Genomic DNA, 14,461 nt, shown 5'->3' on the forward strand with positions numbered 1-14,461 from the left:
ACCCCGGGCGCGGCCGTGCGAGCGGCGTCCTCGCAGGAGTCAGTCCCGCGGCGGCAGCTCCCGCTTCGGGGTGTCCCGCTTCGGGGTGTCCCGCAGGTCGATGAGACCTGTGAACATCGCCCCCCGCTCGTTCGAGCGCTCGTCGCCCGAGAACAGGTTGTCCGGGGCGGAGGACCCGTGCCGGCGCGGGGTCGCGGCGCGAGCGGGCTCCCGCTCCATCTCGACGCGCTGACGCGGCAGGGCGACGGGGTCGTTCTCGTGCAGCCACGAGACGAGCCGCTCGCGCACGTAGCAGCGCAGGTCGAAGAGCGTCGGCGCGTCCTTTGCGGTGACGAGCACCCGGATCCGGACGAAGCCGCCCGTCGCGTCGGTCACCTGCAGCACGCTGGTGCGCCGGTCCCAGAGGTCCGTCTCCTCGAGCATGCGGTGCAGCTCGTCGCGCATCTGCTCGGGGCTCACCCGCCAGTCCAGGTCGAGCTCGACGGCGCCGAGCAGCTCGGACCCGGTGCGGGTCCAGTTCTGGAACGGCTGGGTCGTGAAGTAGTTCGTGGGCAGCACCAGGCGGCGGTCGTCCCAGAGGTGGACGACGACATAGGTCAGCGTGATCTCCTCGATCCGCCCCCACTCGGTCTCGACGATCACCACGTCGTCCAGGCGGATGGCGTCACTGAAGGCGAGCTGCATCCCGGCGAAGATGTTCGTGAGGCTCGACTGCGCGGCCAGGCCCGCCACGATCGAGAGCACGCCGGCCGAGGCCAGGAGGCTCGCACCGGCCGTACGGGCCTCGGGGAAGGTCAGCAGCGAGGCGCCAATCGCGATGACCACGACGGCCGCCACGGCGACCCTCCGGATGATCGTCATCTGCGTGCGGAGGCGGCGTGCCCGGCGGTTGTCGGCCGTGTCGGTCCGGTAGCGCTCGGCGCCCAGGTCCTCGAGGAACACGAACAGGGATCCGATCACCCACGCCGCCGCGCCGATCGTGGCGATCTGGAACACCCGCTGCACGAGACCCGGCCAGGGGTCGCCCGACACGGTGGCGGCGAGCGCGGCCCAGACCGCGATGGTCATCAGCAGCACGCGGAACGGGATGCGCAGACGCCGGATCAGCAGGCGCGCCCAGGTCTTGCGCTTGCCGACCGAGCGCAGCACGAGGGCGACGACGGCGGTCGCGACCACGGCGATCACGACCGCGATCACCACGGCGAGCGCGATCGAGCCGATCACGGGGAGGACGTCTTCGGGCACATCGGTCCTTTCTGGAGGGGAAACGGAAGCGAACGGAGATCCTGCCACGCGAACGGGGGTCGGTCCGCATTCTGCGCCGGACACCGTGCGGATGCTCAGGCGCCTGTTGGCGTCGGCGGACGGAGACGTCGACCTCGCCTGGAGCACCGTCGCCCGGACCTTCACGCGGACGGGCATCACCCTGAGCCTGACCGCCGCCGCAGACGACCAGGCCCGGGCCTTAGACGCGCTCGACGTCGGGATCGGCTCCACGAGCGCCGGCTTCCGCGGAGTCCTGCCGCTGCTCGACCCGTCGACCGCCGCACCCTCCAGCGAGTGAGCACGGGCCGGCGCTCCCCCCGCGGGCGCTCCGAGGAGGTCGGGAACGGACTCGGACCGGGAACGACGAAGCCCCGCACCTCACGAGGAGGTGCGGGGCTGGTGGTGCACCCCCTCGGACTTGAACCGAGAACCCACTGATTAAGAGTCAGTTGCTCTGCCGATTGAGCTAGAGGTGCGTTCCGGCCGGCTGATCGTGCGTGCCGAACCGAGGGATCACACTACCAGCGTCTCCCCCCGTCTCGTCAAATCGAGCGCGACGGAACGCCCGCGGCAGCGATCGGAGGCTCCGCGGGACCCACCGGTATCGTGGTTGCGTGACCCCGCAGAGCAGTGACCAGAGCTTCGACGACGACCTCCGACTCGCCCTCCGCCTGGCGGACGCGGCCGATGCGATCTCGCGGGAGCGGTTCGGCGCGCTCGACCTCGTCGTGGACACGAAGCTCGACCGCACCCCGGTCACCGACGCCGACCGCGCCGTCGAGGAGGCGATCCGCGCGCTGCTCGCCGCCGAGCGTCCGGACGACGCGATCCTCGGTGAGGAGTTCGGCACCTCGGGCGAGGCCTCGCGGCAGTGGATCCTCGACCCGATCGACGGCACCGCCCACTTCCTCCGCGGCGTCCCGATCTGGGCGACCCTGATCGCGCTCGCGGTCGACGGCGTCCCCGTCGTCGGAGTCGTCTCCGCTCCCGCTCTCGGCACGCGCTGGTGGGCGGCCGAGGGCTCCGGCGCCTGGGCCGTCGAGCTGGAGGCCGGGGCCGAGCCGCGACCGCTGCGCGTCTCGGGGATCGACACGCTCGCCTCGGCGACCTTCAGCTACAACAGCATTCAGCAGTGGGAGGGCGCGGGCCGTCTCCCGCAGCTGCTCGAGCTCGCCGGCGCCGTCTGGCGCGACCGGGCGTACGGGGACGCGTGGCCCTACATGCTCGTCGCCGAGGGTCTCCTCGACGGTGCGGGCGAGTTCGACGTGAAGCCCTACGACCTGGCGGCCCTGGTGCCGATCGTGCAGGAGGCGGGCGGCCGCTTCACCTCCGCCGACGGGGAGGACGGGCCGTGGCACGGCAGCGCCGTCGCCACCAACGGCCTGCTGCACGACGAGGTGCTCGCGATCGTGGCGCCGCGATGAGGAGCCGGACGGCCGCGCTCGCCTCGGCGGCGCTCCTCCTGCTCCTCTCGGGCTGCTCCTCCGTCGTCGGGCCGGACGGCCCGGAGGCCGTGCGTGACGAGGGCGGCACGGTGGCGACCGCCGGCGTCACCGACGTGTTCTCGCTGCGGCGCGGCGACTGCCTGGCCGACCCGGGCGACGACCGCATCGCCGACGTGGACGTCGTCCCGTGCGCCGAGGAGCACGCACTGGAGGTCTTCCACACGTTCGCGCAGCCCGGAGACCGCTACTCCAGCCGCAACACGCTGCTCGCCCAGGCCGAGGCGGGCTGCGAGCCGGAGTTCGGCGCCGTGATGGGGATCGCCTACGGCGACTCCGCCCTCGAGTACCGCTCGCTCGTCCCCTCCGAGGTCGGCTGGCGCCATGGAGACCGCACGATCGTCTGCGCGGTCCTCGATCCGGCCGACGACTCCACCACCGGCAGCCTCTTCGGCTCCGCTCGCTGACCACGGCTCCGATCGACCCCCGTTCGGCTCATTGACACGCGCTCCGTCGGAGCGCAGGGTGAAGGGACGAACGGCAGGCGCGAGGGGGCGCGGAGACCGGCGGCTCAGGAGTCGACATGCAGGACCGGCACGACCAGGAACCCCCCGAGCGCTCGCGCACGGCCGAGCAGCACTGGGGACCGGCGGACAGCCTGTTCCCGAGGCTCCACCGGCAGAGCTCCCTGCTCGCCGCGGCGGAGGCGGTCGCGCAGGTCGACGGGCCCGGCCCGGGCGACGTCTGGTCGCGGCTCCTGCACGACTACGCCCACGCCTCCGACCGCGTCGTCTCGGTGGACGGCGACGACGAGGCCGCCACGCTCGGCTGGCTGAAGCCGCGCGGTGTGGTCTCGCTGCTGGTCACCGAGCGGTGCGACGACGACGACGCCGCCGAGCACCTGGTGGCCGCGCTCGCCGCGATGAACGCCGTGACCCTCTCCGTGCACGAGGCGCGAGCAGCACGGCTCCGTCCTCTGCTGGACGTGCTGCACCGGCTCCTGCCCGACGCGTTCGCCGAGCTGCCGGTGGACCGCAGCGCCCACTACCCGGCCGGCACCGCCGTCGCCGTGCTGGCGCCGGGCGTGCTCTACCGGGACTGGGCCCCGCCGCAGGCTCTCGCCGGCCCGGCGCACGACGACGACGACCGGCTGGCGATGCTCACCCTCTACGGGCGGATCAGACAGCTCGACGTGCGACCGTCGTGAGGGCGGCGGAGCGGAGCTCCCAGTGTGCGACGACGACCGGTGGTGGAGATGGGGGGAATCGAACCCCCGTCCATCGCTGTGATTCTGCGCCTTCTACGGGTGTAGCCGATGAGAGCGTTCTGCTCGGCCCCGACCGTTACCATCGGCGCATCGGTCGACGGGCCCAGCCCGAGTGCAAGTCCCGCGTCGCCCTCAGGCGTAACGACGCAGCAAGTCCTCTAGATGACGCCAGGATCCGGGGCGAGGACGCACCCACGGGCTGACGGACTATCTACTCTGGCTTAGGCAGCGAGAGCGAAGTCGGTGCGCTTCTGTTCGGCACCTGTGTTTTCCAGGGATCGTTGACGAGATGACCCTGGATCCTCGACCCGCTTCTCGCAGTTTCGCAGGCAATGTCGAAACCGATCATCCCCGCGAGCACTCGACGGCCCGGAGGCCGCTGGAGTGGGTCGTTCGTCGCACACTGTGGAGTTACGGGTCCTAGTCTACCTCAGCTCCGCGGGCGGTCACCCGGCGGCGGCGCAGATCGAGCAGACCCAGCACGAGCGCGAGCGCGATCAGCCCGAGGGTGACGAAGTAGCCGTTGCGGAAGGCGTCGTGGTACCGGTCCAGCCCCTCCGCCATCCCCTGCTCGCTCGCCAGGGTCGCGAAGAAGACGGCGGAGGCGCAGGCGGTGCCGACCGCGGTGCCCACGCGCTGGCCGAGCTGGCCCACGGAGCCCGCCACGCCGCCCTGCGCCGGCGGGATCTCGGCGAGGGTGAGCGTCTGGTTCGGCGACACGACGAAGCCGCCTCCGGCCCCGGCGACGAGCATCGCGGCACCCATGCCGTAGGCGGCGGTCTCGGCCGGGAGGAGCTCGGCGGCGAGCAGCACGAGCGTGAAGCCGATGACCACGAGCACGATGCCGAGCACCACCAGTGCGCGGCCGTAGCGCTGCACGAGCTTGCCGCCGTACCAGGCGGTCACCGCCGAGGTCAGCGCGAACGGGATGCTCACCATGCCGGCGAACACCGGCTCGAGGCCGAGCCCCTGCTGGAGGAAGAGCGTGGTGAGGAGGAAGGTCGCCGGGATCGCGGCGAAGTAGGAGGTCGCGACCAGGATGCCGTTGCGATAGGAGCTGGTCCGGAAGATGCGGAAGTCGATGACGGGCGTCCGCCCCGACGCTGCGTAGTGCGCCTCCCAGCGCACGAAGACGGCGGCGGCGGCCGCGGCGAGCACCAGCCAGAACCAGCGGTAGGGCGAGTCCGAGGAGGAGCCCGTGGTCAGCAGGAACGGCAGCATGAACGCGAAGATCGCGACCGCCAGCAGGAGCAGGCCGACCGGGTCGAGGGACCGGTCCCCCTCGGGCCGCGAGCGCTTCTTCGGGATGAGCTTCCAGGCGAAGACCAGCGCGGCGACGCCCAGCGGGATGTTCATCCAGAACAGCAGGCGCCAGCCGTCCTGCTCGCCGCCGATCGCGATCAGGAGGCCGCCGAGGGTCGGGCCGAAGGCGGTCGACAGGCCGATGGTCGCGCCGAAGACCCCGAAGGCCCGGGCCCGCTCGGCGCCGGTGAACATCTGCTGCACCAGCCCGAGGACCTGGGGCATCTGGATTCCCGCGGCGACGCCCTGCAGGAAGCGCGCGACGACGAGCAGCTCGATCGACGGCGCGAGCGCGCAGAGCAGGCTCGTCACCGCGAACGCGGTCAGCCCGATGAGGAACAGCAGGCGGCGCGAGCGGATGTCGCCCAGCCGACCGGCCGGCACGAGCGCCAGTCCGAAGGCGAGCGCGTAGCCCGCGACGATCAGCTGCAGCTGGCTCGCGTCCGCTCCGAGCGAGCGCTCGATCGACGGCAGGCCGACGTTGACCTTCGAGAGGTCGAGGATCGTGATGGCCGCGACTCCGACGCTCACCGCGAAGGCGCGCCACCGCGTCTTCTCGTCGGCGGCGCTCAGGGCGGCGGGGGCGCTGTTCTCGGGGGAGGTCACGCGCCCCAGTCTCCCAAAGCACGGGGCGCGAAGAAGAGGCTTGCGCGGCACCCGTCGGACAGTGCCCGCCGGGGCCTACTCGCCGAGGCGGCGGCGGGTCGACATCGCACGGTCCGCCTCGCGGCGGTCCTGGCGCTCTCGGAGGACCTGGCGCTTGTCGTAGTCCTTCTTGCCCTTGGCCACGGCAAGCTCGACCTTGGCCTTGCCGTCGCTGAAGTACAGCGAGAGCGGGATCAGCGTGTACCCGCCCTCCTTCACCTTGTTGTGGATCTTGAGGATCTGCGCCTTGTGCAGCAGCAGCTTGCGCTTGCGGCGCGGCGGGTGGTTCGTCCAGGTGCCCTGGGCCCACTCGTTGATGTGGACGGCGTCGAGCCACGCCTCTCCCCCGTCGACGAACGCGTAGCCGTCGACCAGCGAGGCTCGGCCGGCCCGGAGGGACTTCACCTCGGTGCCGGTGAGCACGAGGCCCGCCTCGTAGGTGTCCTCGATGAGGTAGTCGTGGCGCGCCTTGCGGTTGGTCGCGACGACCTTCTGTCCCTGTTCTCTGGGCACGGCTGCTCCTCGGGTCGCGAGCGGATGAAGGGGGCGGGCATCGTCGGGGCGATGCACCGGTGGGCCGCCCCGAACGGGACAGCCCACCAGTATACGTCCGGTCCGGGATCAGACCCGCAGGTACCGCGCGATCGCGACGTTCGCCGAGACGGCGGCCAGGACGATGCCGACCACGATCAGGATCGGCACGACGATCAGAGCGTCGTCGAGTCCCACGAAGGAGGTCAGCGGGATCCGGTACGCCAGGAACCCCTGCACGAAGACCTGCACGATGGCGACTACCGCGACTCCCGCGAGGATCGAGCCGACCAGCGCGGCGAAGACCCCCTCGAGGATGAACGGGGTCTGGATGAACCTGTTCGAGGCCCCCACGAGCCGCATGATGCCCAGCTCCCGTCTCCGCGAGAACGCCGAGAGGCGGATCGTGGTGGCGATGAGCAGCACGGCCGCGACGAGCATCAGGACGGCGATGCCGATGGCCGTGTAGCTCGCCGCGTTGAGGATCGAGAAGATCTGGTCGAGGTACTGCCGCTGGTCGGTGACGCTCTCGACTCCCGAGACGCTCGACAGGCTCTCCACGATGACGTCCGACTGGGTCGGGTCCTTCAGGTTGATCCAGAAGGTCTGGTTGAGCAGGTCGGGAGTGACGTACTCGGCGACCGGGTTGCCCGCGAACTGCTCCTGGAAGTTCGCGTAGGCCTGGTCGTGGTCCTCGAAGTAGGAGCGGTCGATGTACGGCGCGAGCGTGGCGCCCTCGAGCTGGCCCTGCACCGCGTCGATCTGCTCGGCGGTGGCGTCGGAGCCGCTGCAGTTCGAGCCGCCGGAGGTGGCGGTGCACATGTACACCGCGACCTGCGCCTTGTCGTACCAGAAGTTCTTCATCTGGCCGATCTGCATCTGGAGCAGGATCGCCGTGCCGACGAAGGTGAGGGAGATGAAGGTCACCAGGATCACCGAGACGACCATGGAGACGTTGCGCCGGAGGCCGCTGGCGACCTCCGACCAGATCAGTGCGAATCTCACTTGACGGGTCCTACGTTCTGCTGGTCGTCGCCGGTCTCGTCGCCCTCGCCCGCGTGGGCGCGGAGGCCGAGGCGCGCGGCGAGCGACTCCTCGGGCAGGGCGCCGGTGTCGGCGGGGAGGAAGATCGGACCGGTCTGGCTCTGCAGCTCGACGACGCGCGGGGCGGCGGCGGGCTCGGCGGCCGGCTCCGGCTCGCGCTCCGGCTCGACGGCGGCGGAGCGGCGGCCCTCGGGGACGCGGGGCTGGGCGGCGGTCTGCGAGAGGCGGGCCGGCTCGGGCGGCGGGGCCGGGGCCTCCTGGCGCAGGTCGATCTCGGGGACCTCGGCGGGCGCGAGCTCGCTGTCGATGATCGCCGGGGGCGCGGGCTGCTCGGCGACCGCGTGGTCGTCGGCCGCCACGACCACGACGCCGTCGTGGACGACGGTGATGCTCTCGGTCTGGCCGTAGCCGCCCTGGCTCTCGTCGCGGACGATGCTGCCGGCCGAGAGCTCGATGACGCGGCGCTTCATCTGGTCGACGATGCCGGCCTCGTGGGTCGCCATGATCACGGTCGTGCCGCCCGCGTTGATCCGCTCGAGCAGCGCCATGATGCCGGCGCTCGTGGTCGGGTCGAGGTTGCCCGTGGGCTCGTCGGCCAGCAGGACGGCCGGCTTGTTGACGACGGCGCGGGCGATCGCCACGCGCTGCTGCTCGCCGCCGGAGAGCTCGTGGGGCAGGCGCGACGCCTTGCCCGCGAGGCCCACCATCTTGAGCGTGTCCGGGACGGCCTCCTGGATGTAGCCCTTCGACTTGCCGATCACCTGGAGGCTGAACGCGACGTTGTCGAAGACCGACTTGTTCGGCAGCAGCCGGAAGTCCTGGAACACGACGCCCATGTTGCGGCGGAAGTACGGGACCTTGCGGCTCGAGATCTTGCCGAGGTTCTGCCCGAGCACGTGGATCGACCCGGAGGAGGGGCGCTCCTCCTTGAGGATCAGGCGGAGGCAGCTCGACTTGCCGGAGCCGGAGGCTCCGACGAGGAAGACGAACTCGCCCCGGAGGATCTCGAGATCGATGGCGTTGAGGGCGGGTCTCGTGCCGCCCCGATACTGCTTGGAGACGTTGTCGAAGCGAATCATGTCGGTACGAGGGTAAGCGACGATCCCGAAGAGTCCGCCGAGGGGGCGCGCGGCGCGTCGGTGGGGACGCGCCCGCGCCGCGCTAGGAGGACTTCCGCCAGCGGATCCCGGCGGCGATGAAGCCGTCCAGGTCGCCGTCGAACACGTGCGAGGGGTTGCCGACCTCGTGGTCGGTGCGCAGGTCCTTCACCATCTGGTACGGAGCGAGGACGTAGCTGCGCATCTGGTCGCCCCAGCTCGCGGTGATGGTGCCGGCGAGCTCCTTCTTGGTGGCCGCCTCCTGCTCCTTCTGCAGCAGCAGGAGCCGCGACTGGAGCACGCGCATCGCCGCGGCGCGGTTCTGGATCTGGCTCTTCTCGTTCTGCATCGACACGACGGTGCCGGTGGGCAGGTGGGTGAGGCGCACCGCGGAGTCGGTGGTGTTCACCGACTGGCCGCCGGGGCCGGAGGAGCGGAAGACGTCCACGCGGATGTCGTTGTCCGGGATCTCGATCGCCCCGGCCTCCTCCATCAGCGGGATGACCTCGACCGCGGCGAAGGAGGTCTGGCGCTTGCCCGCGGCGCCGAAGGGGCTCATCCGCACGAGGCGGTGGGTGCCGGCCTCGACCGAGAGCGTGCCGAAGGCGTAGGGGGCGTCGATCTGGAAGGTGGCCGACTTGATGCCCGCCTCCTCCGCGTAGCTGGCGTCCATGACGGTCGCCGCGTACTTGTGCTTCTCGGCCCAACGGAGGTACATGCGCATGAGCATCTCGGCGAAGTCGGAGGCGTCGACGCCGCCCGCTCCCGCGCGGATGGTGACCACGGCGGGGCGGTCGTCGTACTCGCCGTCGAGCAGGGTCTGCACCTCGAGCTCGCCCATGACCTTCTGGAGGGAGGAGAGCTCGGCGATCGCCTCCTGCTCGGACTCGGCGTCCTCGGCCTCGTTCGCCATCTCGACGAGCACCTCGAGGTCGTCCAGGCGCCGGTCGATCGCGGTGATCCGCGCGAGCTCGGACTGGCGGTGGCTGAGGGCGCTGGTCACCTTCTGCGCGTTGGCCGTGTCGTCCCACAGGTCGGGGGCGCCGGCCTGCTCGCTGAGCTCGGCGATCTTCGAGCGGAGACCGTCCACGTCGATGACGGCGCGGATGTCGGCGAAGGTGGAGCGGAGAGCAGTGATCTGCTCGGTGAAATCGTTGTCCAGCATGGTGCGTCCAGACTACCGGGGGCCGGGGGCCGCCCTCCGGCCCGGGCGTACCCTGGGGACGGTGACCAGCACCGCTCCGCGCCCCTTCCCCGTCGGGCCGCTGCTGCTGTCGACCTTCCTCCCCACCCTCCTCTTCTCCATCGGCGAGGGGGCGATCATCCCCCTCCTGCCGGCCGCGGCCGGCGACCTCGGCGCGACGCTGGCCCTGGCGGGCCTCGTGGCGGGGATGATCATGATCGGCGAGCTGGCGGGCGACATCCCCAGCGGCTGGATCGTCTCCCGGATCGGCGAGCGCGGCGCGATGCTCGGAGCCTCGGCCGCGTCGATCCTCGGGCTCGTGGTGTGCCTGCTCTCGACGTCGTGGGTCGGGCTGACGATCGGCGTCTTCGTGATCGGCCTCGCGACCGCGGTCTTCGCGCTGGCGCGGCACGCGTTCATGACGTCGTTCGTCCCGATCACGCACCGCGCCCGCGCGCTCAGCGCCCTCGCCGGGGCGTTCCGCGCCGGCTGGCTGATCGGCCCGTTCCTGGCGGCCGGGGTGGTGCACCTCACCGGCTCCGTCGAGTCCGTCTTCTGGGTGCACATCGTCTGCTGCGTGGCGGCGGTCGTGGTCCTGCTGCTCGTGCCCGACCCCGCGACGGTGCTGCGGCGGGCGCAGGCCGCGGCCGACCGCGCCGCTCCGGAGGACGTGGTCGCCGCGGAGGCGTCGGCGACCGTCCCGGAGTCGCCGCAGTCGCTGCTCGGGACGCTGCGCGAGCACCGCGGGGTCCTCGCTCGGATGGGGACCGGCGCCGCCGTGATCGGGGCGCTGCGGGCGAGCCGGACGCTGATCCTCCCCCTCTGGGCGGTGAGCATCGGGCTCGCCGAGACCGACACCGCGATCATCATCGGCATCGCCGGCGCGCTCGACTTCGCCCTCTTCTACGCCGGCGGCCAGCTGATGGACCGCTTCGGCCGGGGCGCCACCGCGATCCCCTCGATGATCGGCCTCGGGCTCGGCCACCTCGCCCTCGCCGCCTCGGTGCTCGCCCTCGATCCGGTGCCCTGGTTCGTCGCCGTGGCCTGCGTGCTCGCGGCCGCGAACGGCATCGGCTCCGGGATCCTGATGACCATCGGCGCCGATCTCGCGCCCCCCGCCGATCCGGCCCCGTTCCTCGGCGCGTTCCGCTTCACCGGCGACGCGGGCAACGCCGCCGCCCCGATCGTCGTGTCGGCGCTCACCGCCCTGATCTCCCTCCCCTTCGCCGCCGTCGTGATGGGGGTGCTCGGTCTGGGCGGAGCGGGGGCGCTCGCCCGCTGGATCCCGCGGTACCTCCCCCGGGCGGCCTCCCGCGGCTGAGGCGCGGGGCCCTCCTCCTACACTGGAGCCCGCACGCGGGAGTGGTGGAATGGCAGACACGCAGGATTTAGGTTCCTGTGCCGAGAGGCGTGAGGGTTCGAGTCCCTCCTTCCGCACGGGATCGGCCGGTACGCTGAGCGCGCTCGCGTGACCGCCGACCGGCCACCGGCCCCCGTCGACTGGAGATCCGTTGAATCACGCCGCCCTCGTCCCCTGGCTCGATCCGGAGACGATCCTGACCTCGTTCGGCCCCTGGGGTGTGCTCGTGGTCTGCCTCATCGTGTTCGCCGAGACCGGACTGCTGATCGGCTTCCTCTTCCCGGGCGACACGCTGCTGATCATCACGGGCCTGCTGGCGCACGAGAACGCGTCGAACGGCGGCCTCGGCGTCCCGATCTGGGTCATCTGCCTGGCCGTCGGGTTCTCGGCCTTCGTCGGCGGCGAGGTCGGCTACCTGATCGGGCACAAGGCCGGCCCGCGCATCTTCGAGCGCAAGGAGTCCGGCTTCTTCAGCATCGAGAACGTGAAGCGAACCAACGCGTTCTTCGAGCGCTTCGGCGGCCTCGCCGTGATCCTCGCGCGCTTCGTGCCGATCGTCCGCACCTTCGCGCCGATCGCGGCCGGCGTGGCCCACATGAACTACCGCAAGTACAGCCTCTACAACCTCATCGGCGCCCTGATCTGGGGCAGCGGGGTCACCCTGATCGGGTGGCTGCTCGCCTTCATCCCGCCGGTCGCCGACTTCGTCTCGCACTACATCGACGTGATCCTGATCGGCGCGGTCGTGCTCGCGCTGGTGCCGACGCTGTTCCACTTCTTCCAGCAGCAGCGCAAGGCGAAGCTCGCCGCCGACCCCGAGACCGACTCGACCGAGTCGGCCGCCTACGTGCTCGACGCCGACACGCTGGACGACAAGCACCCGAAGTCCTGACCTCCGCCTCCGCGAGACGCCACTCCGGCACGCGGCACGCCGACAGGCGTGCACCGGAGTGACATCCCGCGGTGGGAACCCGCCGGGGTCAGAGCCGGGCGGACAGGGCGGCGAGCTCGGCGCGCAGCGCGGTGAAGGCGCGGGCGCGGTGGCTCCGGGCGTTCTTCTGCTCGGGAGCGAGCTCGGCCGCCGTGAGCGCCCCGGCCTCGGGGACGAACACCGGGTCGTAGCCGTGGCCGTTCGCACCGCGAGGAGCCGTCGCGATCGCGCCGTCCCAGCGGCCCTCGACCACCGTCTCCTGTCCGCCCGGGAGCACGGAGTCCGGCACCACGAGGGCGATGGTGCAGCTGAAGTGCGCACCGCGGTGCTCCGCCTTCACGTCGTGCAGCTGCGCCAGGAGGAGCTCGAGGTTGGCTGTCGCGTCGTGCGCGCGTCCCGACCAACGGGCCGAGAAGATGCCCGGCGCGCCGCCGAGGACGTCGACGCAGATCCCGGAGTCGTCCGCGAGCGCCACGAGGCCGGTGTGCGCCGCCGCCGCGCGCGCTTTGATCAGCGCGTTCTCGGCGAAGCTCACGCCGTCCTCGACGGGCTCGGGTCCGTCGTAGGCGCGGACGCCGACTCCGGGGAGCGCGCCGGCCAGCATGGCGCGGAACTCCTCCACCTTGCCCGCGTTGTGCGTGGCGAGGACGAGGTCCAGGCTCACGCTCCGGGCTCCGCGGCGAGCGCTTCGGCCTGGATGCGGGCGAGGTCGGCGGCACCGGCGACCGCGAGGTCGAGCAGGGCGTCGAGCTCGCGGCGGTCGAACGGGGCCCCCTCGGCGGTGCCCTGCACCTCGACGAACAGGCCGCGTCCGGTGACGACGACGTTCATGTCGGTCTCGGCGCGCACGTCCTCGACGTAGGCCAGGTCGAGCATGGGCACGCCGTCGATGATGCCGACGGACACGGCCGAGAGGCTGTCGATCAGCGGCTGCGCCTTCTGCCCCACGTACTTCTTGCCGCGCGCCCACTCGATCGCGTCGGCCATCGCCACGTAGGCGCCGGTGATCGCCGCGGTGCGGGTGCCGCCGTCGGCCTGGAGGACGTCGCAGTCGATGACGAGGGTGTTCTCGCCGAGCGCCTTCGTGTCGACCACCGCGCGCAGGCTCCGGCCGATCAGCCGGGAGATCTCGTGCGTGCGCCCGCCGACCTTCCCCTTGACCGACTCGCGGTCCATGCGGGAGTTGGTGGAGCGGGGCAGCATCGCGTACTCGGCGGTGACCCAGCCCTTGCCCTTGCCCTGCAGCCAGCGCGGCACGCCGTTCGTGAAGGAGGCGGTGCAGAGCACCCTGGTGTTCCCGAACGAGACGAGCGCGGAGCCCTCGGCCTGGGTGCTCCAGCCGCGCTCGATCGTCACGGTGCGCAGCTCGTCGGGCGCCCGCCCGTCCTTGCGCGCGGCCTTCGATGCGGTGCTGTCGGTCACTCGGGTCTCCCTCGATCGTGCGGGAGCGCGGCCCGGTCGAGCTCGCGCAGGTTGATGGTGCCGGTCTCGACGAGGTCGACGCTCGAGACCTCCGGGCCGAGGAAGCGGCGGGCGAGGCGGACGAAGTCGCTCGAGCCCGTCTCCTCCCACCGGTAGGTCGGAGGAGCGGCGGAGGTGCGCTGCAGGCCGTGCGCCACGAGGGTCCGGTAGACGTCGAGCGCGGTCTCCTCGGCGCTCGAGACGAGGCGGACGTCCGGCCCCATCACGTAGGCGATGGCACCGCGCAGCAGCGGGTAGTGCGTGCAGCCGAGGACGAGCGTGTCGACCCCCGCGGCCTTGAGCGGCGCGAGGTACTCCTCCGCCACCGCGAGCAGCTCGTCGCTCCAGGTGACGCCCGCCTCGACGAACTCGACGAAGCGCGGGCAGGCGGCGGTGAACAGCTGCAGGTCGGGCGCGGCGACGAAGGCGTCGTCGTAGGCGCGGGAGCGGATCGTCCCGACCGTGCCGATCACCCCGACGCGGCGGTTGCGGGTGTCGCGGACAGCGCTGCGGACGGCGGGCTGGATGACCTCGATCACCGGGATGCCGCGGCCGAGCGTGTAGCGCTCGCGGGCGTCGCGCATCATCGCGGCCGAGGCGGTGTTGCAGGCGATGACGAGCAGCTTGGCGCCCTGGTCGACCAGCGTGTCGAGGGTGTCGAGGGCGTAGGCGCGGACGTCGGCGAGCGGCTTGGGACCGTAGGGCGAGTGCGCGGTGTCGCCGAGGTAGACGATCGACTCGTTCTGCAGCTGGTCGATCACGGAGCGGGCGACGGTGAGCCCGCCGACTCCGGAGTCGAAGATGCCCAGCGGTGCGTCCGTCACGGAGGAACAGCCTACCCGCGCCCTGCGGCCCGGTCCCGGCCGCACGCCGTTCCCGGGCCCGGCGGCGTGCGCAAGCCCCGGCACCCGCGCCTGGGCGCGCGGAGGCGG

15 protein-coding genes, 2 tRNA genes and 1 other RNA gene are annotated in these 14,461 nt (G+C 71.7%); 7 read left to right on the forward strand and 11 right to left on the reverse strand.

The window, feature by feature from the left end:
• Positions 1 to 39: 39 nt before the first annotated feature.
• Positions 40 to 1,245 carry a mechanosensitive ion channel family protein gene (locus C5C56_RS05645; RefSeq protein WP_258063236.1) on the reverse strand — a complete coding sequence of 402 codons (1,206 nt, stop codon included), beginning with the start codon at positions 1,243 to 1,245 and terminating at the stop codon, positions 40 to 42.
• A 91-nt stretch (positions 1,246 to 1,336) separates the two neighbouring features.
• Between C5C56_RS05645 and C5C56_RS17750 the strand changes: the two genes are divergently transcribed.
• The gene (locus C5C56_RS17750; RefSeq protein WP_181131484.1) at positions 1,337 to 1,564 is read left to right on the forward strand and encodes a hypothetical protein; all 228 of its coding nucleotides are present in this window, start codon (positions 1,337 to 1,339) and stop codon (positions 1,562 to 1,564) included.
• Positions 1,565 to 1,666: 102 nt separating this feature from the next.
• On the opposite strand, the gene C5C56_RS05650 is transcribed toward C5C56_RS17750, so the two are convergent.
• A tRNA-Lys gene (locus tag C5C56_RS05650) sits at positions 1,667 to 1,742 on the reverse strand.
• 138 nt (positions 1,743 to 1,880) lie between these two features.
• On the opposite strand from C5C56_RS05650, the gene C5C56_RS05655 reads away from it, so the two are divergent.
• From C5C56_RS05655 to C5C56_RS05665, 3 genes are all read left to right on the forward strand, one after another.
• On the forward strand, positions 1,881 to 2,690 hold the full coding sequence (locus C5C56_RS05655; RefSeq protein WP_104223554.1) for an inositol monophosphatase family protein: 810 nt from the start codon (positions 1,881 to 1,883) through the stop codon (positions 2,688 to 2,690).
• Entirely contained in the window at positions 2,687 to 3,175 is a 489-nt protein-coding gene (locus C5C56_RS05660) for a septum formation family protein (RefSeq protein ID WP_104223555.1), read from the forward strand. The genes C5C56_RS05655 and C5C56_RS05660 overlap by 4 nt, the downstream gene beginning before the upstream one ends.
• Before the next feature lie 116 nt (positions 3,176 to 3,291).
• A complete protein-coding gene (locus C5C56_RS05665; protein ID WP_104226969.1) occupies positions 3,292 to 3,915 on the forward strand; it encodes a hypothetical protein in 624 nt (207 codons plus the stop codon).
• A gap of 40 nt (positions 3,916 to 3,955) precedes the next feature.
• Here C5C56_RS05665 and ssrA read toward each other — a convergent pair.
• The 6 genes from ssrA to prfB all read right to left on the reverse strand — a co-directional run bounded on the left by ssrA (position 3,956) and on the right by prfB (position 9,759).
• Positions 3,956 to 4,328: a transfer-messenger RNA gene (gene ssrA, locus C5C56_RS05670) on the reverse strand.
• 67 nt (positions 4,329 to 4,395) lie between these two features.
• Complete coding sequence (locus C5C56_RS05675) at positions 4,396 to 5,883, reverse strand: MFS transporter (RefSeq protein WP_104319222.1); 1,488 nt, start codon at positions 5,881 to 5,883, stop codon at positions 4,396 to 4,398.
• A gap of 75 nt (positions 5,884 to 5,958) precedes the next feature.
• The gene (smpB, locus tag C5C56_RS05680; RefSeq protein WP_104223558.1) at positions 5,959 to 6,435 is read right to left on the reverse strand and encodes an SsrA-binding protein SmpB; all 477 of its coding nucleotides are present in this window, start codon (positions 6,433 to 6,435) and stop codon (positions 5,959 to 5,961) included.
• A gap of 108 nt (positions 6,436 to 6,543) precedes the next feature.
• Entirely contained in the window at positions 6,544 to 7,458 is a 915-nt protein-coding gene (ftsX, locus tag C5C56_RS05685) for a permease-like cell division protein FtsX (RefSeq protein ID WP_104223559.1), read from the reverse strand.
• Positions 7,455 to 8,576 (reverse strand): cell division ATP-binding protein FtsE, encoded by a 1,122-nt coding sequence (gene ftsE, locus C5C56_RS05690; RefSeq protein WP_104233202.1) that lies wholly within the window; start codon positions 8,574 to 8,576, stop codon positions 7,455 to 7,457. Before ftsE ends, ftsX begins: the two co-directional genes overlap by 4 nt.
• Before the next feature lie 82 nt (positions 8,577 to 8,658).
• Positions 8,659 to 9,759 carry a peptide chain release factor 2 gene (gene prfB, locus C5C56_RS05695; protein ID WP_104226967.1) on the reverse strand — a complete coding sequence of 367 codons (1,101 nt, stop codon included), beginning with the start codon at positions 9,757 to 9,759 and terminating at the stop codon, positions 8,659 to 8,661.
• A 61-nt stretch (positions 9,760 to 9,820) separates the two neighbouring features.
• Between prfB and C5C56_RS05700 the strand changes: the two genes are divergently transcribed.
• The 3 genes from C5C56_RS05700 to C5C56_RS05710 all read left to right on the forward strand — a co-directional run bounded on the left by C5C56_RS05700 (position 9,821) and on the right by C5C56_RS05710 (position 12,029).
• The gene (locus tag C5C56_RS05700; protein ID WP_258059482.1) at positions 9,821 to 11,098 is read left to right on the forward strand and encodes an MFS transporter; all 1,278 of its coding nucleotides are present in this window, start codon (positions 9,821 to 9,823) and stop codon (positions 11,096 to 11,098) included.
• Between the two features lie 35 nt (positions 11,099 to 11,133).
• Positions 11,134 to 11,214, forward strand: a tRNA-Leu gene (locus C5C56_RS05705).
• 74 nt (positions 11,215 to 11,288) lie between these two features.
• On the forward strand, positions 11,289 to 12,029 hold the full coding sequence (locus C5C56_RS05710) for a DedA family protein (protein ID WP_104223563.1): 741 nt from the start codon (positions 11,289 to 11,291) through the stop codon (positions 12,027 to 12,029).
• Positions 12,030 to 12,117: 88 nt separating this feature from the next.
• Here C5C56_RS05710 and rdgB read toward each other — a convergent pair whose 3' ends face one another.
• From rdgB to murI, 3 genes are read right to left on the reverse strand one after another with little or no spacing between them, the layout of a single operon-like run.
• Positions 12,118 to 12,732, reverse strand: a complete 615-nt coding sequence (rdgB, locus tag C5C56_RS05715; protein ID WP_104223564.1) for an RdgB/HAM1 family non-canonical purine NTP pyrophosphatase — start codon at positions 12,730 to 12,732, stop codon at positions 12,118 to 12,120.
• Positions 12,729 to 13,490, reverse strand: a complete 762-nt coding sequence (rph, locus tag C5C56_RS05720) for a ribonuclease PH (protein ID WP_104223565.1) — start codon at positions 13,488 to 13,490, stop codon at positions 12,729 to 12,731. Before rph ends, rdgB begins: the two co-directional genes overlap by 4 nt.
• A complete protein-coding gene (gene murI / locus C5C56_RS05725; RefSeq protein ID WP_104223566.1) occupies positions 13,487 to 14,353 on the reverse strand; it encodes a glutamate racemase in 867 nt (288 codons plus the stop codon). The genes rph and murI overlap by 4 nt, the downstream gene beginning before the upstream one ends.
• Positions 14,354 to 14,461 lie beyond the last annotated feature (108 nt).

The organism is Rathayibacter sp. AY1D1, assembly GCF_002932635.1.
Classification (GTDB): domain Bacteria; phylum Actinomycetota; class Actinomycetes; order Actinomycetales; family Microbacteriaceae; genus Rathayibacter.

Coding starts and splice junctions, on each gene's coding strand:
- C5C56_RS17750 (WP_181131484.1), top strand. CDS start 1,337: ATGCTCAGGCGCCTGTTGGCGTCGGCGGACGGAGACGTCGACCTCGCC.
- C5C56_RS05660 (WP_104223555.1), top strand. CDS start 2,687: ATGAGGAGCCGGACGGCCGCGCTCGCCTCGGCGGCGCTCCTCCTGCTC.
- C5C56_RS05665 (WP_104226969.1), top strand. CDS start 3,292: ATGCAGGACCGGCACGACCAGGAACCCCCCGAGCGCTCGCGCACGGCC.
- ftsE (WP_104233202.1), bottom strand. CDS start 8,576: ATGATTCGCTTCGACAACGTCTCCAAGCAGTATCGGGGCGGCACGAGA.
- prfB (WP_104226967.1), bottom strand. CDS start 9,759: ATGCTGGACAACGATTTCACCGAGCAGATCACTGCTCTCCGCTCCACC.